This window comes from Pseudomonas sp. DR 5-09 (genome assembly GCF_001655595.1).
In the GTDB taxonomy this organism is placed as follows: Bacteria; Pseudomonadota; Gammaproteobacteria; order Pseudomonadales; family Pseudomonadaceae; genus Aquipseudomonas; species Aquipseudomonas pharyngis.
The window spans coordinates 4,868,288-4,890,874 of the sequence record NZ_CP011566.1 but is presented as its reverse complement, the minus strand read 5'-3'; the positions used below and the strand labels follow the sequence as shown (position 1 = coordinate 4,890,874).

The window sequence follows — 22,587 nt, the reverse complement described above, 5'->3', positions numbered from 1 at the left end:
CGATTCCTGCGCGCATCCTCTGCATACTCCGCAGCCTTATTCACTCAGGGATCGATCCATGCTCAAGGGACTGTTGCGCCTGGCGCCATACACCGCCGTGCTGTTTTCACTGCTTTCCACCGCTCAGGCTGACGATGGCAGACGTGTGTTTACCGGCACGCTGGGCAAGACGCCGATTGTGGTTGAGCTCAATACACAGCAGCCGGATGAAGTGACCGGCCGCTACTTCTATGAGAAATACCATCGCGACTTGCCTCTGAGCGGTGCGTTGCAGGACAGTACGCTGACGTTGGTCGAGGGCAACAATCGCTATGGCGATGACAAGCCTTTGCCGACGCTCAAGCTTGAAGAAACCGCCAACGGCTGGCAGGGCGAATGGCAAAGCCCTCAGGGCAAAAAACTTGCGGTACAACTCTCCGAGGCCAAAATAGCTGCGCCGACCGCCACCATGTTGCCCTTCATCGCCACGCTGCCCGCCAGCGAACCGTACGAATATCTGCGGCTACAGGGGCTCAAGCTCAAAGCCACGAAGAAAGAGGGTTTCATGGGCTACACCCTGCAATGGTGGACGGAGCCTGAGTCGAAGATTGCCTTGTTTACCGTGGAGTCCGGCCTGCCGAAAGATGACCTGCAGCGGGTCAACCAACAGTTGCTCGGGCGCTTGTGGAGCGAAGTCATCAGCTATCACGGCTGCCAGTTGCAGGGCGGGGAAAACGTCGAGTTCATGCAGCAGGCACAACCGCAACTGATCTCGCCAGCCGTGGTCAGCCTGAATATCTCGACCAGCTATTACTGCGGCGGCGCGCATCCGGACTTCGGCGATTCGCCGCTCAACATCGACGTGAACACCGGCCATCCGTTGTCGCTGGAAGATGTGTTGTGGGTAGGCGAGGGCAAACCACTACTGCACGCCGAGCGCGATAGTCTGGGCGATCAGCCGCTGAACGAAAAAGAAAGTGCAGCGCGCTCGACTTACCAGCGCGAAGTGCTGGTGCCGTGGCTGATCAAACAACTCACCGCGCTGTACCCCGAGGAAATGAAGAAACCGGCGGAGGGCGATGAAGACAGTTGCGACTACACCGATGAAAGCATCTGGGGTTATCCGTCCTGGCACTTCACCCCGAAAGGCCTGTACCTGGGCGCCTACTTCGCTCGCGTCGCCCGCGCCTGCGATGCGCCGGACTGGTCGATCCTGCCGTACTCAGTCGTCAAACAACACCCCGGCGCCGTCCAACTGCAACTACCCCAGGGCTAACCATCACGCCAGACCCGGCGCTTCACGAATGATGAAGTGATCCAGGTTCTCGATATTGGCATTGAAGACCTCGAAAGGCTTTTCGGGGTTCTTCTTGCCCGGCACCTGCTTCAACTCCGGCGTCACACCATAGAAGAAACAGAACAACTCCTTATCACTGTCGATCGCGTGCTTGATCTCTTCCAGAAACGCCTTGCGCTTGCGGTAGTTGTCGATCAGCTTCTTGTTCAGATAAACACTGACTGGATAAGGCTTCTTCTTGCTGTCATCCGGTTTCTTGAACCAGACCTTGTCCTCGAAATCGATCCGGAAACTGGCGCTGTGAAAGTCCTCGATCTTCTTGATCCGGCCCCAGTAAATCAGCCCCTTGTTGTCCATCAAGTACTCGATCTTCTTGAAGAACGAACTGTACGGCGCCGTATGCTCGCCAATCTTCAACGGCATGCGCTTGAGCAAATCCTTGTCCGCGAAGTTCGACACAAAACACTCCACGGGGTGAGCGAAGACACTGGTCTTGTCCGGCGCCGTCTCACGACTCGGCGATTCTTTTGAGGGGGTAGCCGCCACCCGCACCGGATCATCCCGCAACACATCCGCCGCCCCCGCAGGCGCGGCAGGCTTGCGCACATACTCACGACGCGTCAGCAACAACTCCGACGGGAAATGCTCCTCCCGCTCGTCATCCGATTCCCCATCCGCCGCCTCAACCCCCGACGCCGACGTCTTCAAACTCACATACGGACAACCCGCCACATGCTGCGTACCGGGCAGATTCTTGAAGTGCGGCGTGCGCACGTAATTCACGTTCTTGGCGTTGAACGTACCCAACTCGTTGGAAGCATCGAACGCCGAACGACAGGCGTCGTTGGGGCACTGGAAGTGTTCCTTCGCAGAATCGAACGCCACCGTCTCATCGAAATTGAGATCGCGAACGTCATAGATCGACAACTTGTCGTCGAGGCTGAGGCAGTAGGCGAGGTCGAATTTCATGGTGGGGCTCGGGTCCTTGAGTGGGGGAGGGGTATTAATAGCGGGAGGTACGTGATAGCGCACCTGTTAATTCACTTTAGTAGCCAGCATCTTCATGTTTTCGGCCCAGGTTCGGCGTCTTGGAAGGGCTTTCTTTGCGACATAGGCTAAATCGCTGCTTTCTAGGTACTGTTTTGAGTTGCGAGTGAGAGCTTTCTGTTGATCGTGTAGGAGATTTCCTGAAATTTGGTAGTCTTCATCCTCTGATAGGGAGGTGAGTGGATGCCAGCTGTAATTGCCGAAAATGATGAGTCAAAGTGGGACGACGTAACAGGAGTCTCTTATCACTTTCCGAAGCAGTACCGAGCGATTCTGGCCGAAGGAACGAGGGTGCTGTATTACAAAGGGAAAATGACAAATAAGGCTTTTTCAGGGCAGCGTCTGAGTACTCAGCCTCATTATTTTGGGGTTGCCCGAATAGGTAAGGTTTACGCGGATGTGAATAGCAAGCAGGGTGATTGGTTTGCTGTCATTGAAGATTTCAAACCATTTGAATCAGCGATCCCGATCAAGGCTGATGGAGAGTATTTTGAGCAGATCCCTGTAAATCTTGAAAAAAACTATTGGCGGAATGGTGTTCGCCCAATCGATCAAACCGTATTCGACCATATTTTATCCCGAGCAGCGTTGAAGTCAGTTCTGATTGATGAGTTCAGTCCAAGCAATATCACGCAGGAGTTTGAAACTAAGATCGTTGGTACTGAAGGGAAAAAAATAATTTACTACGGTGTTAGATATGAGCGCTGTCCAAAGCTGAGAGCGCAGGCAATCGCTATTCACGGGCTTCAATGCAAAGCTTGTGATTTTGATTTTGAGAAAGCATACGGAGCTCATGCAAAGGGTTTTATTCATGTGCACCACTTGAAGCCCATTTCCGAACTCGACGAGGATCAGGTTGTGGATCCCGAGACTGACTTGATCCCGCTTTGTGCAAATTGCCACGCGATTATTCATAGAAAGCCGCAGCAGCTACTGAGCGTTGAGCAATTGAAAGGAATTCTCAGTGGGCGTTGGGTTTTTGACGATTTAACCTAATATGCGAAATGGATTAATAGAACAGCTACCGGGGATTGAAAATCCTCGGTAGCTGCGAGCGCGATACTTAGCCGATCGAGTGCTTAGATGACGGAAACAGCTGGGAGACTCTCCTCCACCAAGGTTTAGCCTCCGTCGCCCGCCGTTGCGTCTGATCGTTCAGCAGATAAGGCATATCCCGCAGTCGAATCCAGCCTTCATCCTGCCAATGCAACACGCTCAACGACATCTCCGGCCAATCCAACAAACTCAACGTCGGTCGTTCTGAATGTCCTGAGTGCTCTGCATCGCGCAAGGCCGGCACCACCTGCAGAGTCAACCACTCCCGCAACAACCGGTTCCCCGGGACGTAGTGGTACACCAGCAGCGCATACACACCGGACTCACTTAGCATCAGCTGTTTTTCGGGTTGCCGAAAATACTCAATCCACAAAACGCGACGTTGATCCTTGTCTAGCTTGTTGACCATTCGTTCGCACAGATGGAAACCCATCAAGCGGCCGACATCGCGAGCGCAGAACCACGTTTGGTTTTCGAGTAGAAGGGCATGTAGAGCGAGGTTGTGACGCGAGAAGACAGTTACAGAAAAAGGATCGGGCATATCCATTACCTCTACGTTTAGATTTTTGGAGGCCAGACCCCAACGTAGAGTGGACTTAAGAAATCCCAACGAGCGAGGCAGCTCCACTGACGGCATATGCGTCTGTGTGACTGATCAAGCTTTCTACGTTGGGTGTTTCTTAGGCACCTGCAATTGAGCTTAGAGGTGCTTGCAGTTGGCTTCAATGCGAAGCGGCTGTAAGTGCTGTAGGAGATTGAGCGCTGTAACGTAGGGACGGAAAAGTACAAACAGCCGCAAATAAAAAAGCCCCGATTAAATCAGGGCTTTTTGCTTTCTCAATTCGACGACTCAAGCAGCAATCGTCAAATCTTGTCTCACGAGACGATTAGTCCCAGCTCAACGCACCACCAGTCTGATACTCAATAACCCGAGTCTCAAAGAAATTCTTCTCTTTCTTCAAGTCCATGATCTCGCTCATCCAAGGGAACGGGTTAGTGGTCCCTGGGTACTCTTCCTTCAAACCAATCTGGCTCAAACGACGGTTAGCGATGAACTTCAGGTAGTCCTCCATCATCGCCGCGTTCATGCCCAGTACGCCGCGAGGCATGGTGTCGCGGGCGTATTCGATTTCCAGCTGAGTGCCTTGCAGAATCATCTGCGAAGCTTCTTCCTTCATTTCAGCGTCCCACAGGTGTGGGTTTTCGATTTTGATCTGGTTGATCACGTCGATGCCGAAGTTCAGGTGCATGGATTCGTCGCGCAGGATGTATTGGAACTGCTCGGCGACGCCGGTCATTTTGTTGCGGCGGCCCATGGAGAGGATCTGGGTGAAGCCGCAGTAGAAGAAGATGCCTTCCAGAACGCAGTAGTAGGCGATCAGGTTGCGCAGCAGCTCTTTGTCGGTCTCGACGGTGCCGGTGTTGAATTCCGGGTCGGAGATGGCGCGGGTGTATTTCAGGCCCCAGGCGGCTTTTTTCGCGACCGACGGGATCTCGTGGTACATGTTGAAGATCTCGCCTTCATCCATGCCCAGCGATTCGATGCAGTACTGGTAGGCGTGGGTGTGGATCGCCTCTTCGAAGGCCTGGCGCAGGATGTACTGGCGGCATTCCGGGTTGGTGATCAGGCGGTACACGGCCAGGGCCAGGTTGTTGGCAACCAGGGAGTCGGCGGTGGAGAAGAAGCCGAGGTTGCGCATCACGATGCGGCGCTCGTCGTCGGTCAGGCCTTCCGGGTTTTTCCAGAGGGCGATGTCGGCGGTCATGTTGACTTCTTGCGGCATCCAGTGGTTTGCGCAGCCGTCCAGGTATTTCTGCCAGGCCCAGTCGTACTTGAATGGCACGAGCTGGTTGAGGTCGGCGCGGCAGTTGATCATGCGCTTTTCGTCAACGGCGACACGGGCGGCGGAGCCTTCGAGTTCGGCGAGGCCTTCGGCGACGTCGAGGGAATCCAGTGCAGCCTTGGCGCGGGCCACGGCGGCCGAGTCTTCGGCGGTCACGGCGCGGGCTTCGAGGGCGGCGGCACCGCCGGCGCTGTCGAGGCGGTCCATGTTGGCTTCGCTAGCGTGGCCGGCGTTGGCGCCTTTCACTGCTGCTACTTCACTGTCTTCTTTGTCGAATTCGTCCCAGCTCAGCATGACGTGTCGTCTCCTGCGTGAGGGCCTGTGCCCGTGTGAAAACTGATTGGTTGGTTTTTCACACGGCCGTACAGGCCGCGTTGGATGTCGTTTTTTGCAGCGGTGCTACGCAGGCAATAAACAGAAAATTTTTACGGGTTTCCGAGAGCCTCTGACGGGCGCAGGTCAGCGTTGTCGCTGCTGCGGGGCTTCAGAATGGCTTTGATCCCTGTAAGGGAATATTGCTGACCCGATTAGGGCGGCATTATAGGGAAAAAAACACGGGCGTGGGGGAGGGCGAAACAGCGCAGGGCGGTCGAGCGCGCGGGTGATTTCGATCGGAGCGAGGGTTTACAGGGCTTTCGCCGGGATTGGCCCCGGAGAATTTTTTTTCATTAATTTTTTGGCGTGTGATTGATTGCTCAAAAAACGAGCAAAAAAACGCGTTTTTCACTATATCTTGTGTTTTGCAACCCTTTTGCGCCGCTTCAAACACAACTGAGCCCGACCGAAGCCGGGCTGGAATCGACCCTCGATGTTGCGCTGAGTGATCCGATTCGGTGCAGTCTCAACGCATCAATTGGTGCAGCCGTTGCCCATGATGCTGTAACGCAGGATGTGACGCTGACCCTTGGAGTCGTCGTACTCCATTTTTGCCGGAACAACTTCGCAGACATTCGGAACTTCGCTCATGGAAACAACTTTGGCGATGTCCAGGTGAGTGGAGTAAGTGTATTCCTCGATAGCCTGTTGTTGCTGTGCGACATCAGTCGGAACCTCGTCTGCCATGGCGGTTGCGCACAGACTGCTGAGGGCCAGAACCAATAAAGCTTTCATTTGAAATTTACCTTCTTGAGGTCGAGTGGGGTCACGCAACCTTTTTGGGGTTGCGTGTGGAACTTCATCGTTTTGCTTTGTTACTTCAGAACTGGATTAACGGCCTTCGTGGGGGCTGTAACCTTGTTAATCGCTTTGCCTTGTCGGCGAGGTGAATTTTAGGGAGGCGGGGCAGGGGTAAACAGACCCGGTTTTGATAAACACCTTTGGCAGATTTGGTAACAATCCTTGGAGAGGGTGTTACCAGCGCTGCGGCTTTCTCGGGAAACCGGGTCGTCTGAATCGCTGGCAAGCCAGCTCCCACAAGGGTTGCGGGGTTTGCTTCAGGGGTGTCTGTGGCATTTCTGGATGTTTTGTAGGGGCTTGTTACTACCATCGTCGAATGGTTCTATACGGGCGCCCCGGCTACAACAGGGTCATACAAAAACAACTATTACACCGAGGTAGGAAAGATGAGTGCGGCTTCCCTGTATCCCGTTCGTCCCGAGGTTCTGGCCAATACGCTGACCGACGAGGCGACCTACAAAGCCATGTACCAACAGTCGGTCGTCAACCCTGACGGCTTCTGGCGCGAACAAGCCAAGCGCCTCGACTGGATCAAGCCTTTCACCACGGTGAAACAGACTTCGTTCGACGATCACCATGTCGACATCAAGTGGTTTGCCGACGGCACCCTGAACGTTTCCTACAACTGCCTCGACCGTCATCTGGCCGAGCGCGGCGATCAGGTCGCCATCATCTGGGAAGGCGACGATCCTTCCGAAAGCCGCAACATCACCTACCGCGAACTGCACGAACAAGTGTGCAAACTCGCCAACGCCCTGCGTGGCCAGGACGTGCACCGCGGCGACGTGGTGACCATTTATATGCCGATGATCCCCGAAGCCGTGGTCGCCATGCTGGCCTGTACCCGGATCGGCGCGATTCACTCGGTGGTGTTCGGCGGTTTCTCGCCGGAAGCCCTGGCCGGCCGCATCATCGACTGCCGCTCGAAAGTGGTGATCACCGCTGACGAAGGCATCCGCGCCGGCAAGAAGATCTCCCTCAAGGCCAACGTCGACGACGCGCTGACCAACCCGGAAACCAGCAGCATCCAGAAAGTCATCGTGTGCAAGCGCACCGGCGGTGACATCAAGTGGAACCAGCATCGCGACATCTGGTACGAAGACCTGATGAAAGTGGCGGGCACCGTTTGCGCGCCGAAAGAGATGGGTGCTGAAGAAGCGCTGTTCATCCTTTATACCTCCGGCTCCACCGGCAAGCCGAAGGGCGTGCAACACACCACCGGCGGCTACCTGTTGTACGCAGCGATGACTCACGAGCGCGTGTTCGACTACCGTCCGGGCGAAATCTACTGGTGCACCGCCGACGTCGGCTGGGTCACCGGTCACTCCTACATTGTCTACGGCCCGCTGGCCAACGGCGCGACCACGCTACTGTTCGAAGGCGTGCCGAACTACCCGGACATCACCCGGGTGGCGAAGATCGTCGACAAGCACAAGGTCAACATCCTCTACACCGCACCGACCGCGATCCGCGCGATGATGGCCTCCGGCACCGCCGCCGTTGAAGGCGCGGACGGCAGCAGCCTGCGTCTGCTGGGTTCGGTGGGCGAGCCGATCAACCCGGAAGCCTGGGACTGGTACTACAAGAACGTCGGCAAGTCCCGTTGCCCGATCGTCGATACCTGGTGGCAGACCGAAACCGGCGGCAACATGATGAGCCCGTTGCCGGGCGCCCATGCGCTGAAGCCGGGTTCGGCGGCACGTCCGTTCTTTGGTGTGGTTCCGGCGCTTGTGGACAACCTCGGCAACATCATCGAGGGCGAGGCCGAGGGCAATCTGGTGATTCTCGATTCGTGGCCAGGTCAGGCGCGCACGCTGTACGGCGACCACGACCGTTTCGTCGATACCTACTTCAAGACTTTCCGTGGCATGTATTTCACTGGTGACGGCGCGCGCCGTGATGCCGACGGTTATTACTGGATCACCGGTCGTGTGGACGACGTGCTCAACGTCTCCGGCCACCGCATGGGCACTGCCGAGATCGAAAGTGCGATGGTTGCTCACCCGAAAGTCGCCGAAGCGGCGGTGGTCGGTGTGCCGCACGACATCAAGGGGCAGGGCATTTATGTCTACGTCACCCTGAAAAATGGCGAAGAGCCGAGCGAGCAACTGCGCCTGGAGCTGAAGAACTGGGTGCGCAAGGAGATCGGCCCGATCGCTTCGCCGGACGTGATCCAGTGGGCGCCGGGGCTGCCGAAGACCCGTTCGGGCAAGATCATGCGCCGCATCCTGCGCAAGATCGCTACGGCTGAATACGAAGGGTTGGGCGACATCTCCACCCTGGCCGATCCGGGTGTGGTGCAGCATCTGATCGATACGCACAAGACCATGAACGTCGCGTAAGCGGCGGGTCTGAAGGCTGAAAAGCCCCGTCCGGCATTGCGCCGGGCGGGGCTTTTTGTTGTCTGGAGTTTATGGGTTGTTAGTGCTGGCCCCTTCGCTGGCAAGTCGAATCGTCGCACCGCAGCTCCCACAGGTTTTGTGGTGTGTTGGAGGTTGCGCGAGCAGCGTAGATCCTTGTGGGAGCTGGCTTGCCAGCGAAAGCGGTTTGTCATGCAAAGGTGCAATTCTTTGATGTAACACAAAACCCGCAGCCAATAATTATCGAATTGTTCCGTCAGCCCATTCCCACTGTTACCTGTCAGTCTTCAAGTAACCGAATGTGTAACCGCGCGCCCCGCAACGGGGCAATGAGAAACGCATCGCCCCGTTTTAGAGCCTCAAAACCGCCGGTGAAAAATAAGACATAACCCCGCGCTTGCCGGATTAGAAGGGTTTGCGAATAATAGGCCCGCAATTTGCAGCATAGATCGGTTCACTGTCTTTCGCTCTTGCATGAAATTGCAGGGCTGTCAATGTGCTCAAGCGGGTTTCTCGGTGCATCTGTAATTAGTTGTCGCATTGAAGAAATATCGGCTTCGGGCCTGTCGTTAGAATGCCGATCACTCGCTCGTCGTGGCTTGCGTTGAAGCCGTCGCGGTTTTGACTGGAACTGTCCCACGCACGCAGCAACCGATTTCGTTACACCCATTCGCATATTGGGCTGTCGCTCACTCTGCCGTTTTTGCCCTTTACCGATGGAGTCCCAAGATGAAGAAACTTGTGCTGCTTGGCGCCCTGGCACTGTCCGTGCTGTCCCTGCCGACGTTCGCCGATGAAAAGCCTCTGAAAATCGGTATCGAAGCGGCTTACCCTCCATTCGCATCCAAAGCCCCGGACGGCAGCATCGTCGGTTTCGACTACGACATCGGCAACGCGCTGTGCGAAGAAATGAAGGTCAAGTGCCAGTGGGTCGAGCAAGAGTTCGACGGTCTGATCCCGGCACTGAAAGTGCGCAAGATCGACGCGATCCTGTCGTCCATGTCGATCACTGACGACCGCAAGAAGTCCGTGGACTTCACCAACAAGTACTACAACACCCCGGCTCGCCTGGTGATGAAGGAAGGCACTCAGGTCAGCGAAGGTTTGGCTGAGCTCAAGGGCAAGAACATCGGCGTGCAGCGTGGTTCGATCCACGAGCGTTTCGCCCGCGAAGTCCTGGCCCCGCTGGGTGCCGAGATCAAGCCGTACGGCTCGCAGAACGAAATCTACCTCGACGTGGCCGCCGGCCGCCTCGACGGCACCGTGGCGGACGCTACGCTGTTGAATGACGGCTTCCTGAAAACCGACGCCGGCAAAGGCTTCGCGTTCGTCGGCCCGGCGTTCACCGACGTCAAATACTTCGGCGACGGCGTAGGCATCGCGGTACGCAAGGGCGACGCCCTGAAAGACAAGATCAACACCGCCATCGCGGCCATCCGCGAGAACGGCAAGTACAAGGCAATCCAGGACAAGTACTTCGACTTCGACATTTACGGCAAGTAAAGACGTCGCTCGACCCGTCCGAAATGGCGCAAGCAACAGGATCTCTGCGGTTTGCGCCATTTTTTCATCCCAACTTTCGAGGACCTGAATCATGTTGAAAGGCTACGGGGCTGTCATCCTCGATGGCGCTTGGCTGACGCTTCAGCTCGCCTTGTCGTCCATGGCCCTGGCCATCGTTCTCGGGCTGATCGGCGTCGCGTTGCGCCTGTCGCCGGTGCGCTGGCTGGCGTGGCTGGGCGATCTGTATTCCACGGTGATTCGCGGGATTCCTGACCTGGTGCTGATCCTGCTGATCTTCTACGGCGGTCAGGACCTGCTCAACCGCGTTGCGCCTATGCTCGGCTATGACGATTACATCGACCTGAACCCGCTGGCCGCCGGTATCGGCACCCTCGGTTTCATCTTCGGTGCGTACCTGTCGGAAACCTTCCGCGGCGCATTCATGGCGATCCCCAAAGGTCAGGCCGAAGCCGGCATGGCGTACGGCATGAGCAGCTTCCAGGTGTTCTTCCGGGTGCTGGTGCCGCAGATGATCCGTCTGGCGATTCCGGGCTTCACCAACAACTGGTTGGTATTGACCAAGGCCACCGCGCTGATTTCCGTGGTCGGTCTGCAAGACATGATGTTCAAGGCCAAGCAGGCGGCCGACGCCACCCGCGAGCCTTTCACCTTCTTCCTCGCAGTGGCGGCGATGTACCTGGTGATCACCAGTGTCTCGTTGCTGGCGCTGCGTCACCTTGAGAAGCGCTACTCGGTAGGCGTAAGGGCGGCTGATCTATGATCTTCGACTACAACGTCATTTGGGAGGCCCTGCCGCTGTACTTCGGCGGTCTGGTCACGACCCTCAAGTTGCTCGCGCTGTCGCTGTTCTTCGGTCTGCTCGCGGCCCTGCCGCTGGGGCTGATGCGTGTGTCCAAGAACGCCGTGGTCAACGGCGCGGCCTGGCTGTACACCTACGTGATTCGCGGCACGCCGATGCTGGTGCAACTGTTCCTGATCTACTACGGTCTGGCCCAGTTCGAAGCGGTGCGTGAAAGCTTTCTCTGGCCGTGGCTGTCCAGCGCAACGTTCTGTGCGTGCCTGGCGTTCGCGATCAACACCAGCGCCTACACCGCCGAAATCATCGCCGGCAGCCTGAAGGCCACGCCGAACGGCGAGATCGAAGCGGCCAAGGCCATGGGCATGTCGCGCGTCAAGATGTACAAGCGCATCCTGCTGCCATCGGCCCTGCGCCGGGCGCTGCCGCAGTACAGCAACGAAGTGATCATGATGCTGCAGACCACCAGTCTGGCGTCCATCGTGACCCTGATCGACATCACCGGTGCCGCCCGTACCGTCAACGCGCAGTTCTACCTGCCGTTCGAGGCGTACATCACCGCCGGCGTGTTCTACCTGTGCCTGACCTTCATTCTGGTGCGCTTGTTCAAGCTGGCCGAGCGTCGCTGGCTGAGCTACCTGGCCCCGAGGAAGCACTGATATGGAACGCATCGACCACGTTCTGCCGTGGAGTCATTTGGGCAGCGAGCGCCGGATTTCGGTTTTTCGCTTCGGCAGCGGCGAGCGCAAGGCCTACATCCAGGCCAGCCTCCACGCTGACGAACTGCCCGGCATGCGCACTGCCTGGGAACTGAAAAAACGCCTCGGCGAACTCGAAGCCAAGGGCCTGCTCAACGGCGTCATCGAACTGGTGCCGGTGGCCAACCCGCTGGGTCTCGGCCAGTTGTTGCAAGGCAACCATCAGGGCCGCTTCGAGGCCGGCAGCGGCAAGAATTTCAACCGTGATTTCGTCGAGCTCAGCGCCCCCGTAGCCGCCAGGCTGGAAGGACAACTCGGTGATGATCCGCACGCCAATATCCGTCTGATCCGTCAGGCAATGGCCGATCACCTGGCCGCATTGCCCGAGGCCAGCAGCCAGTTGCAAGGCATGCAGCGCATCCTGCTGCAACATGCCGCCACCGCCGATGTGGTGCTGGACCTGCATTGCGACTGCGAAGCCGCGCTGCACATGTACGCCTTGCCGCAACACTGGCCGCAGTGGCGTTCGCTCGCCGCGCACCTGGACGTGAAGGTCGGTTTGCTGGCGGAAGACTCCGGCGGCAGCTCGTTCGACGAGGCCTGTTCGCTGCCGTGGCTGCGCCTGTCGCGGCTGTTCCCGGACGCGCAGATTCCACTGGCGTGCCTGGCGACCACCGTTGAACTCGGCGGTCAGGCTGACACCACGCCGACGCAAGCCGAAGCCTGGGCCGAAGGCATTCTGGCGTTCCTCGCCGAGCAGGGACTGATCCGTGGCGAGTGGCCGAGCGCGGCGCACGAGCCGTGCGAAGGCATGCCGTTCGAAGGCACCGAAATGCTCCTGCCGCCGCATCCGGGGGTGGTGAGTTTTCTGCGCAAGCCCGGCGAGTGGGTTGAAGCCGGTGACAAGATTTTCGAAGTGATCGATCCGCTGTCGGATCGGGTCAGCACGGTGTGTGCTGGTACGTCCGGGGTGCTGTTTGCCATTGAGCGGCTGCGTTACGCCCAACCCGGTTTCTGGCTGGCCAAAGTGGCGGGGCGCGATGCGCTGCGCGACGGCCCTTTGCTCAACGACTGACTGTTTTTGTGAGAACCGACCGCATGTACAAACTTGAAGTCCAAGACCTGCATAAACGCTATGGCAGTCACGAAGTGCTCAAGGGCGTTTCCCTGAAAGCGGCCGCCGGCGATGTGATCAGCATCATCGGCTCCAGTGGCTCCGGCAAAAGTACTTTCCTGCGTTGCATCAACCTGCTCGAGCAGCCGCACGCGGGCAAGATCCTGCTCAACAACGAAGAGCTGAAACTGGTGGCGAACAAGGACGGCGCGCTGAAAGCCGCTGATCCGAAACAGCTGCAACGCATGCGTTCGCGCCTGTCGATGGTGTTCCAGCACTTCAACCTGTGGTCGCACATGACCGCGCTGGAAAACATCATGGAAGCGCCGGTTCACGTGCTGGGTGTGTCCAAGGCCGAAGCCCGCGAGAAAGCCGAGCACTACCTGAACAAGGTCGGCGTGGCTCATCGTAAGGATGCGTTCCCGGGACACATGTCCGGTGGCGAGCAGCAGCGTGTGGCAATCGCCCGTGCGCTGGCGATGGAACCGGAAGTGATGCTGTTCGACGAACCGACTTCGGCCCTCGACCCGGAACTGGTCGGCGACGTGCTGAAAGTCATGCAGGCCCTCGCTCAGGAAGGCCGCACCATGGTGGTGGTGACCCACGAAATGGGCTTTGCCCGTGAAGTGTCGAACCAGTTGGTGTTCCTGCACAAAGGCGTCGTCGAAGAAAGCGGCAACCCGCGTGAAGTGCTGGTCAATCCGCAATCGGAACGTTTGCAACAATTCCTCTCGGGCAGCCTGAAGTAATCGCTCCCGTTATGCACCAGATTAGGTCATGCTGCGCAGCGCGCCAGATGGTCTAATTTGGTTGCAGCCGATTTCGGTTTTTCCCTCTGTTTACGTTTCGGATTGCCCGCCCATGACTGCCCATCGAATTGGTTTCCTGATTTGGCCCAGCACTAAAGCTCTGACTTTGGCGCTGGCGGAGGAGGCCTTGCGTGTTGCCCAGCGTGTGCATCCGGATGTGGTTTACGAATTGTCGTTCCTGCAGGCCGAAGCACCGATTGACGGTGAGTGGCAACTGCCCGGCGAACCCTGGGCCGGCAAACTCGAAAACTTCCAGAAACTGTTCCTGCTCGCCGATGAGCCACCGACAGCTTTGGCGCCGGCACTCAGCAGCGCGCTCAAGCAACTGGTACGCGCCGGTTGTGTGATCGGTGGTTTGTCGGCTGGCGTGTATCCGCTGGCGCATCTCGGTCTGCTCGACGGTTACCGCGCAGCGGTGCACTGGCGCTGGCAGGACGATTTCGCCGAGCGCTTCCCGAAAGTCATCGCCACCAGCCATCTGTTCGACTGGGATCGCGATCGGCTGACGGCGTGCGGCGGCATGTCGGTGCTCGATCTGTTACTGGCAGTCCTGGCCCGCGATCATGGTGCGGAACTGGCCGGTGCGGTCTCTGAAGAACTGGTGGTCGAACGCATCCGCGAAGGCGGCGAGCGTCAGCGCATTCCATTGCAGAACCGCCTCGGCTCCAGCCATCCGAAGCTCACCCAGGCGGTGCTGCTGATGGAAGCCAACATCGAAGAGCCGCTGACCACCGACGAAATCGCCCAGCATGTGTGCGTGTCCCGTCGCCAGCTGGAGCGGATCTTCAAGCAATACCTCAACCGCGTGCCGAGCCAGTACTACCTGGAACTGCGCCTGAACAAGGCCCGGCAGATGTTGATGCAGACCAGCAAGTCGATCATCCAGATCGGCCTGTCGTGCGGTTTCTCCTCGGGGCCGCATTTCTCCAGCGCCTATCGCAACTTCTTCGGCGCCACGCCGCGGGAAGACCGCAACCAGCGGCGCAGCAGCAGCCCGTTCGAGCTGTCCTCGGTGCCGCCCGAGCGCGGTTGATTCCGGGTATCAGCGCCTCGAGGGCGCTGATACTCCAGGTCTTGCTCAGTCTTCGATATTGACGACGGGCCGTATGACCTGGGGCGGATGATCGAGAATGCCGTCGACGTTCAGGGTGTTGCCCGTCTCCTGGAAATAGGCTCGGATGCGGTTCATCGCACGCATGGAAAAGGGGTTGCCACGTAAATCGTAGCGATCACCGACATAGGCCGGTACCTCCATCAGTTCGTCCGGCATTTCGCTGATTTCATTACCTGACAGATCGATTTCCATCCAGTTGAAGTTGCCAAGCGCACCCCTGGGAATTTCGCGGATGCCGGTCGTGCTCAAGTCCAGATCGGTCAGTGCCTGCAGGTTGCTCAGGTCGGGAGCCAGTCCAAGCGGGTTGTCCTGCAGGTGCAAGAGCTCGAGAGTGTGCAGCCCCGCCAGGCCGTGCACATCGTTTGGCGTCAGGGTGATGTTGCATTCCGGCAGGCTCAGCGACGTCAGACGCCCCATCCTGAAGATGGCTTCGGGGACGGTTCTCAGGTCGTAGCCTCGGATATCGAGGCTATCAAGACTGGGGAACGCCTCCAGGAAACGGCCGATGCGCGGCGAGTGATCGCTGACACTGAGCAGGTACAGATCCGATACGTGGCCGAATTGCGCCGTCAGTGTCGGCAGTTCACCTCGTAGCGGCAGGCTCGACGCGAAGCGGTGATCTTCGATGTCCGCGCCTTCCAGCGGTGTCTTGCGCCAGCAGGTCAGCAATTCCTCCTTGAAACGCGCACGGTTTTGCTCTTCTTTCAGGCGCTCCGCGGCGTCGAGTGGCTGGCCGCTGATGTCATTGACCGGCAGGTCGGCCTCCCATGCCGCAAGATCACCCAGCAATGTTGCCAGTTCGGTTTCACGACGTGTCAGTTCGCTCCGCCCATCCGCCAGCGAGCCGTCCAGTCGGTAGATGAAGGCGCTCGCCTGTTCGTCGTCGAGGGCGGGGTACAGGGTCTGGACTCGGATCAGGTCTGTCATTTCGGCCATGACCCCAAGGTCTTCGCCGTTACGGCGATAGTAAATCTTGATCCGGTCACGGGTGGCGGCATTCAAGGGATTGTCGCCGAAGTCATAGCCATTGCCGACGGCTGCCGGCAAGGCGAAGACATCTTCGGGAAGCTCGGTGATGCGGTTGTTGTTGAGTACAACCGTTTCAAGCGCGGGGTGGTTCAACAGCCCCGCGGGAAGTTCGGTGATGGCCGTCGCCGACAGGTCGAGGTACTCCAGTGCTCGCAGGTTGCGCAAGTCAGGCACCATGCCCAGTGGATTGCGATACAGATCCAGGCTTTTGAGTCGGGTCAGCATTCCAAGAACGGTGTGGCCTTCGCTGTCCAGCACCACGTCGCAGTCGCTCAATGCCAGCTCCTCGAGTGCAGGCATCCGGGTGATCGATTGTGGAATGCGTCCGAGCGCCAGTTCGCGCAGCTCCAGGGTTTCGAGGCCGGGAAAACAGTGCAGAAAGTTGTCATTGATCCGCAGTTGTGAATTGCCATGAAGCGACAGCGCCGTGACGTGGCTGAAGTCAGTGCTCAAGGTGGGCATGTCGCCGATGAACGCAAGATTGAGGCTCAGCGTCACAGCTCGTGTTTCCGGATTCTCCTCCAGTCGCTCGCGCCAGAACGCCTCGAGTTCCAGGCGAAAGGCCTCGCGTTCGGCACGCTCGGTATCGCGTTCGATTTGACTGAGTACTTCATCGGTAGCGGGGAAACGCTCGGGAATATCGCCCACCCAGCGGTGCAGGGCTTCGACCAGTTGCTGCAATTCCGATTCCCAGCGGGCAATCTGCGCACGCCCTTGCTCGATGGTTCCAGGCAGCAGGTACAAGACGCGTTCGGCATCCTCGCGATCCACTGACGGGAACAGTTCTATGAGCCGGTCCAGGTCTTCGTTGGGCATGGAGACGCCGAAGTTTTGCCGGTGCTCCTGGAAGCAGACTTTGACCCGATCGCGAGTGGCCGGGGTCAGCGGGTTGTCGGCGAAGGTGAATTGTCGGGGGGGGTTCACCGGAATATCGAACAGGTCTTCGGGCAGTTCGCTGATCCGGTTGCGATCGAAGATTGCGACAGTCAGGCGCGGGTGTGTGAGCAGGCCGTCCGGCACGCTGGTCAGTTGGGTATCGACCAGACGCAAATGAATCAGTGCCGGCAGGCTGTCGAGAGGCGGAGGCGTACCCAGCGGGTTGCGACTCAGATTCAGATACTGCAGGGCATTCAAAGAGGAAAGGATGGTCTGGCCAGGCGAAGTCAGTGACAACCTGCAGTTTTCCAGGATCAGGCGTTGCAGCGAAGGCATTCGTGCGCAGGCTCGCGGGATCTCTGCGAGGTTGAAATCATGCAGTTCCAGATGATGTAAGCCGGTGAAAGACCCCAGAAAGGCGTCGGTGGCGCTCAGGGTCGTACTTCCATGCACTGACAACTCTGCAATATGGCTGAAGTCCGCCGACAACCGAGGCAGCTCGCCGATGAACGTAAGCGTCGTTATCAGGGTGTCGTGCCGCTGCCTGGGGTTGTCCGAAGACCGCATGTGCCACAACCGCTCCAGTTGGTCGGCAAAGGCTGTTCTCCTGGTGTGCTCGACGAACATCTCTGCCGGGCTCAACGGTTGACCGCTGACCGGATGTGAGGCGGGAATCGCGGTCTTCCATTGTTCGAGGTCCGCGACCAGTTGTTCGATTTCCGCCTTCCAGTGCCTGAGCAGGATGCGGCCCTGTTCCAGGTCGCCGGGCAAGCCATAGAAGACGTCGCTGGCTTCCTCGGTGTCCAGGGCGGGGAACAGGGCTTTGGTGGCTGCGATATCTGCTTCATCGGCAGGTACGCCGAAATCCGGACCGATTTCCCGAGAGTAGGTCTTGATGCGTTCCCGGGTCTCAGCGCTCAGCGGGTTGCCGGAAAAATCAAATCCTTCGCTGACGGTGGCCGGCAGTTGAAAAAAATCCTCGGGAAATTCGCGGATCCGATTGTCACTGACGATGGCCGTTTTGAGGTTCGGATGGCGAGTCATGCCGACTGGCGCTTCGTTGATTCCCGTGCTGGAAAGATCGAGGTAGTTGAGTTGGCTCAAGGCGCCGACATCGGGTGAATCGCCCAATGGGTTGCCGGGCAACTCAAGGGAGTCCAGCGCGGGCATGGCGGCCAGTGCCGCTTGCGCTTCGGCACTGAAGGTCACGCCGCAATTTTTCAGGACCAGCGCTTCGAGAGCTGGAAGGCGGGCGAGCGTTTGCGCAGTCCGGTCAAGGGTGAAATCGCGCAGAATCAGCGTAGTCAACCGCGGGAAACCGGCGAGGAATGAGGATGCGGAGGTGATCGATTTGTTGCCACTCAAGGACAACGTGCGGATGTGACTGAAATCCGCGCTCAGCACGGGCATGTCTCCCATGAAGGTTGCCTGCGCATTCAAGGTTTCGGCCCGTACCAGCGGCTGAGTCGTGGAACGGTGGCGCCATAGCCGTTCGAGGCGCCCGGCGAACGTTTCCCTGGCAAAGAGTTCTTCGAGTCGTTCATTGAGGGTCAGTGTCTCGCCACTGAGTGGATTGCGGTCTGGAATGTCCCGGACCCATCTGGCCAGATCTGCGGTCAGACGGGTTATTTCGGCTTCCCATCGTTCCAGCTGAAGCCGGCCTTGGGCGAGAGAGCCTGGAAGTCGGTAAATCAGCTCGCTGGCCTGGCGATCGTTGAGGTCGGTGAACAGCATTTTGGTCCGGTCGATCTCGGGTTGCCCTGGCCGCACGCCCATGTAATTGCCGGTGCGGTTGAAATAGACTTTCACCTGTTCGCGCGTGGCGCTGGAAAGTGGATTGCCGGCGAAGTCGAATGTCGTCCCGGTGCTGGGCGACAGCTCGAACAGCACATCGGGCAGCGAAGTGATCTGATTGCCGGCCAGCCAGGCGCTTCTGAGGCGCGGATGATCCAGCAGCCCGGCAGGCAGTGCGGAAATGCCGGTATCCATGAGATTGAGATAGGTCAGCGCAGAAAGGCCGTTGACGTCCATCGTGATACCCAAGGGGTTACCCTGCAGATCGAGCGCCGTCAGTTCGTTGAGTGACGACAGCAGCAGCTGGTTTTGTGGGGTGAGAACGACGCCACATTGGCGCAGTCTCAGTTGTCGCAGCGAGCGCATCGTCTGGAGACTTTGCGGCAGGTCGTCCAGGTCGAAATGGTTCAGGGCCAGGCGTTGCAAGTTTGGAAAACGCTGGAGAAATGCGTCGACGCTGCCGGGATTGTCTGTGCCGGTCAGTTCCAGGTTGGTGATGTGATCGAAACTGGCGCTCAGGACGGGCAAGTCTCCCGGCAGTGGCTCTGAAAACAACAGACGGAAACCGGTCGCTTCCGGGGTTTCTCTGCGCCAGCATTTACGCAGAAGATGGGCGAACAGTTGGCGGTCGCGCAGGCTGGCCATCTGCCGGGCGAGGGACGCAGAGCCCCCTGTCTCCGGATTGTTGGGAACAGCGGCGTGCATCCACTGATTCAGGTCGCTGTCGAGCTGGGCGTATTCGAGGCTGAGCCGCGACAGTTCTGCATTCGCCCCGTGAGGGTGGGCTTGCAGTCGCGCGACCATGTCCTGCAAGTCGCCCTGCAACAGGCTCGGGTACACCTGCCTGATGCGGTTTTCCAGAGTGCGCGGGGTGCGCGGCGTTTCTCGGGCGTAACCTTGTGCCCCGGTCAGGCGCAGAGTCTCGATGGCCGGCGGGGAAGGGGGTTCGTTGACAATCGTCAGGCGCAGATCACTGCGTGGCAGCGGATTGTCACGCAGGGCCTGCCTGAGCTTTTCACCTTCACCGATGTGCAGGTTCAATGCCTGGCGCTGGGCGTCCGGCAAGGCTTGCAGAACACAGGTGTAGAAATCGGCGGTCCCCTGCAACTCCAGACCGTGCTGGTCATACGGCTTCCATCGACCGTTGGCGTCGAGTACCAGTACCCTCCTGATGGCGGCCGATTCGGGACCCGTGCTGTCGAGCAGTAGTCCTTGCGGGGATCCGGAGCGTACCTCCAGACGCACGTCGCCAGACCAGCCCGGTAATCGCTGGAGGCTGTGCAGCGCCAGGGTGTCGGAGTCGGGGTTGCTCACCGAATCCAGCTCCAGCCCTTCGTAGGCGCGAGTCACCCGCAGTTCAAACCGGGCCTCTTGCGCCAGTTCCTGTTGCCGAGCGGGCCAGTTTCCGGCTTCGATCTCCAACAGTTCCGAACCCGTGGCGGTATTGAGCAGCGCTTCGCTGATTTTTGCGGGCAGGCGGGGTTCGTGCAGGGCCACGGTTCTTGCCAGCGGTTCATCGCGGTGTTGAAGCGCCTGATAGCGCGTCTCGAACAAGGCCGTGCGTACAGTTGTCGCGATCTGCGTCAGGCGGGCACGCAGGTTTCGGGTGCGTACTTCGAGGGCGATCACCTGGCCGAATTCCTCTTCAAGCAGCGTATTGATTTCGTGGTTGTCGAGTGTCTGCAGCAGAGTCTTGAGCAAGTCGCCGTCGGTCAGTCTGTTCTCATGGATGTCCGTCAGCGGCAACTGTTGATCGGTGGAGGATTGCCAGACGACGTCGCCCTGTTCGCTGAACAGGCGTAGTCGTCTGCCGAAGGGCCACAGGTGCTGATCCTTGAGAAGCTGGAGTTGAATCAGCGGATCGGCGGTGAGGTAATCCTCGGCCTTGCGGCTGCCGATCCGGTCGATGAAATCCTGCAAGTCCCGATCAATCAGAAAACGCTGGAGACTGTCGGCCAGCAAGGGCGGCATGGGCTCGCGGTTCATGTGCATCCTGCGCAGGACGTCTTCGTCGCAACCGCTGACCTGGAGCAGCCGTTCGCGTCGCGTCGGGGGCAACGATTCAACACTTGGACCCAGGCGCTGCAATACCGTCGCTCTGTCCCATTCCAGCGGGCGCTCGAGTTCGGTATGGAAGGCGCCTTCACCGTTATGGAAAACGGTCGGGCGATACGCGTCCGGTCGGCTCGGATGTTCGATGTATAACTTGTCCGGCTGTCCCGAATGGCTGACGGCGTAGTGCCCCTGTTCGGCCGGCAGCCATTTGCGTCCTTGATACTCATGCAGGCCGGACGGGTCCGGCACGCTGCCATCGGGCGGCAGGGCCTGCTGTTCGTAGGGCTTCAGGTCCGGCTTCCAATACAGCGTTCTGCCGTTGCGCAACTTGACGGGCCGGAAACGATCGATGAAGGCCACGACGGGGGCCGGCAGAACCCTGGGAAGTTCGGCCAGGGCGATACTGCCGCCAATGCCGAAAGCGCCGAGTTGCACCAGGGATTCCAGCGCGGCGAAGAGCTGCTCGCCGGCCTCGGTGGCCAATCCTTGAGCCCAATCGACAATGCCCTCGAATACCTCGTCGAGAAACTGATAGGCCATGTAAGCCATCATCATTTCACCCAGGAACGGCACGAAGGGCAGCACGACAAACGCGGCAATCTGGAGAATCGACGTCGCCACGCTGACAAAGGAATCCCATCGTGCCCAGCGGGCATTGCGGTCGACGGCCGCGGTCGGGACGGCAAGGGTGGCGGCATCGTTGAGTATCTTGTTCAGCTTGCGTTGATAAAGGTGTTCCGACAGGTCGCCAGCGATGGCGCTGATCGCCAGCTGCAACTTGGGGTGCTCAATGGGGGTATCGCGCCAGGTGGGCTGAGGGTTGCCGGGTTCGGGGGCGTGCCATTTCACTTGGCTCAGGCGCCGGTTCAGCTCGGAGAAGAATTGCCCCCGCTGGGCATGGGCGACGAATCCGCTGAAAAATTGCTGGTACTGCGGGGAGCGCAACTGACGGGTGAGTTCCTTCTCCAGTTCGGCGGTCGAGGCATAGTATTTGACCGGGTGCTCAGGGTCGCCTGGCACGTAGGCCACCACGCCTGACGGTGTGCCTGCCTGTTCCAGGTCTGGCGCAAAAATCACGATACCTGCCAGCTCCGCCGACATCATCGTCAGATCGTGACAGCGCAGGGTCTGGCCGTTCACCCGCATGCCCTGCAAACCGTCGCTCAGGCCACCGATCAGCCGATACCAGCGTTCGTCGATATCCCGGTTGAGGCGCGCCAGCTCAAGCGCGGCTTTGAGACCTGCGATCTGGGTCGCCTTGACCTTCGGGGTCAATTCAGCGGCCACGGCAGGATCGGAGATACCGAGGCTGGTTTCAAGGTAGCGCTTGTAGCCTGCGCCGATATCCAGCTCCCGGCACAGGCGAGTGAAAGCAGGAATGCCAATTTGTGTGCCGAGCGCCGGCCGTGTCTCGAACTGTCCTGTGGTCGACGGTTTGTTGATGAAGCAGGAGTCGCTGTCGTAGGCGTCGGCTCGTGTTTCATGTTCTTCGAAGTTGTGCAGCGCCGCGTCCAGCAAGGAAACCGTCCAGACCCGTACGCCGGTGCGGATGGAAAGGCCGGGCGGCGTGATCGGAATATAGAGGCGCAGGAAAGTTGCCCTCACGTCCAGCTCAAGTCCGTAGCGTGATTTCAACCCGGTTTTCAGCAAGGGTTCGGCAAAAGTGTGGGCGTCCTGCACGCCTTCCAGCAACTGATCGACACTGTTTTGCACCTGCATGTGATCTGCGATGGCGGCGCGTAGCGCGAGGTGTTGTGCCCGTGGTGCCAACTTGAATGTGTCGGGAATTGTGCTGCGCGCATTTTTCAGTGCGTCGCGCCTGGTTTGCGAGGACTTGCCCAGCCATTCAGGGATGCCATTGAGAAGGGGTTGATAGTGTGGCGGCGAATGAAGCGGGGCGTACTCGGAAGCCAGAGGAGGCACGGGTGGTTTTTCGGTCGGTGATTGCATGGTGATTGCGCCTTGGCGTCTGGAAAAGTGCCAAGCGAATCAAAATGCGCACGATGAAGTGCGGTACAT

Annotated in this window: 14 protein-coding genes; 9 read left to right on the top strand and 5 right to left on the bottom strand. The window is 58.7% G+C overall.

Annotated features, from left to right (window positions below; translation table 11 throughout):
- The first annotated feature begins 58 nt into the window (after nucleotides 1–58).
- Nucleotides 59–1,255, top strand: a complete 1,197-nt coding sequence (locus PDR5_RS21910; RefSeq protein ID WP_064598826.1) for a hypothetical protein — start codon at nucleotides 59–61, stop codon at nucleotides 1,253–1,255.
- 3 nt (nucleotides 1,256–1,258) lie between these two features.
- Here PDR5_RS21910 and PDR5_RS21905 read toward each other — a convergent pair whose 3' ends face one another.
- On the bottom strand, nucleotides 1,259–2,245 hold the full coding sequence (locus PDR5_RS21905) for a hypothetical protein (protein WP_064598824.1): 987 nt from the start codon (nucleotides 2,243–2,245) through the stop codon (nucleotides 1,259–1,261).
- Between the two features lie 261 nt (nucleotides 2,246–2,506).
- On the opposite strand from PDR5_RS21905, the gene PDR5_RS21900 reads away from it, so the two are divergent.
- Nucleotides 2,507–3,319: an HNH endonuclease gene (locus PDR5_RS21900; protein WP_064598821.1), complete on the top strand. Its 813-nt coding sequence runs from the start codon at nucleotides 2,507–2,509 to the stop codon at nucleotides 3,317–3,319.
- A gap of 67 nt (nucleotides 3,320–3,386) precedes the next feature.
- On the opposite strand, the gene PDR5_RS21895 is transcribed toward PDR5_RS21900, so the two are convergent.
- The 3 genes from PDR5_RS21895 to PDR5_RS21885 form a co-directional block, all read right to left on the bottom strand.
- A complete protein-coding gene (locus PDR5_RS21895; RefSeq protein ID WP_064600926.1) occupies nucleotides 3,387–3,920 on the bottom strand; it encodes a BRO-N domain-containing protein in 534 nt (177 codons plus the stop codon).
- 346 nt (nucleotides 3,921–4,266) lie between these two features.
- Nucleotides 4,267–5,517 carry a ribonucleotide-diphosphate reductase subunit beta gene (locus PDR5_RS21890; protein WP_007951068.1) on the bottom strand — a complete coding sequence of 417 codons (1,251 nt, stop codon included), beginning with the start codon at nucleotides 5,515–5,517 and terminating at the stop codon, nucleotides 4,267–4,269.
- 555 nt (nucleotides 5,518–6,072) lie between these two features.
- Entirely contained in the window at nucleotides 6,073–6,333 is a 261-nt protein-coding gene (locus PDR5_RS21885) for a DUF2790 domain-containing protein (protein ID WP_064598819.1), read from the bottom strand.
- Between the two features lie 452 nt (nucleotides 6,334–6,785).
- On the opposite strand from PDR5_RS21885, the gene acs reads away from it, so the two are divergent.
- The 7 genes from acs to argR all read left to right on the top strand — a co-directional run bounded on the left by acs (nucleotide 6,786) and on the right by argR (nucleotide 14,733).
- Complete coding sequence (acs, locus tag PDR5_RS21880) at nucleotides 6,786–8,741, top strand: acetate--CoA ligase (RefSeq protein ID WP_007951065.1); 1,956 nt, start codon at nucleotides 6,786–6,788, stop codon at nucleotides 8,739–8,741.
- A gap of 747 nt (nucleotides 8,742–9,488) precedes the next feature.
- Nucleotides 9,489–10,262, top strand: coding sequence for an ABC transporter substrate-binding protein (locus tag PDR5_RS21875; RefSeq protein WP_011335541.1), 774 nt, complete (start codon nucleotides 9,489–9,491; stop codon nucleotides 10,260–10,262).
- A 91-nt stretch (nucleotides 10,263–10,353) separates the two neighbouring features.
- Nucleotides 10,354–11,043, top strand: coding sequence for an ABC transporter permease (locus PDR5_RS21870; RefSeq protein ID WP_007951063.1), 690 nt, complete (start codon nucleotides 10,354–10,356; stop codon nucleotides 11,041–11,043).
- Nucleotides 11,040–11,738, top strand: coding sequence for an ABC transporter permease (locus PDR5_RS21865; RefSeq protein WP_011335540.1), 699 nt, complete (start codon nucleotides 11,040–11,042; stop codon nucleotides 11,736–11,738). Before PDR5_RS21870 ends, PDR5_RS21865 begins: the two co-directional genes overlap by 4 nt.
- A gap of 1 nt (nucleotide 11,739) precedes the next feature.
- Nucleotides 11,740–12,852, top strand: a complete 1,113-nt coding sequence (locus tag PDR5_RS21860; RefSeq protein WP_064598817.1) for a succinylglutamate desuccinylase/aspartoacylase family protein — start codon at nucleotides 11,740–11,742, stop codon at nucleotides 12,850–12,852.
- Between the two features lie 23 nt (nucleotides 12,853–12,875).
- Complete coding sequence (locus PDR5_RS21855; protein ID WP_003227281.1) at nucleotides 12,876–13,640, top strand: ABC transporter ATP-binding protein; 765 nt, start codon at nucleotides 12,876–12,878, stop codon at nucleotides 13,638–13,640.
- A gap of 112 nt (nucleotides 13,641–13,752) precedes the next feature.
- Nucleotides 13,753–14,733, top strand: a complete 981-nt coding sequence (gene argR, locus PDR5_RS21850; protein WP_064598813.1) for a transcriptional regulator ArgR — start codon at nucleotides 13,753–13,755, stop codon at nucleotides 14,731–14,733.
- A 45-nt stretch (nucleotides 14,734–14,778) separates the two neighbouring features.
- On the opposite strand, the gene PDR5_RS21845 is transcribed toward argR, so the two are convergent.
- Nucleotides 14,779–22,287, bottom strand: coding sequence for a dermonecrotic toxin domain-containing protein (locus PDR5_RS21845; protein ID WP_237233747.1), 7,509 nt, complete (start codon nucleotides 22,285–22,287; stop codon nucleotides 14,779–14,781).
- Between the last annotated feature and the right edge of the window lie 300 nt (nucleotides 22,288–22,587).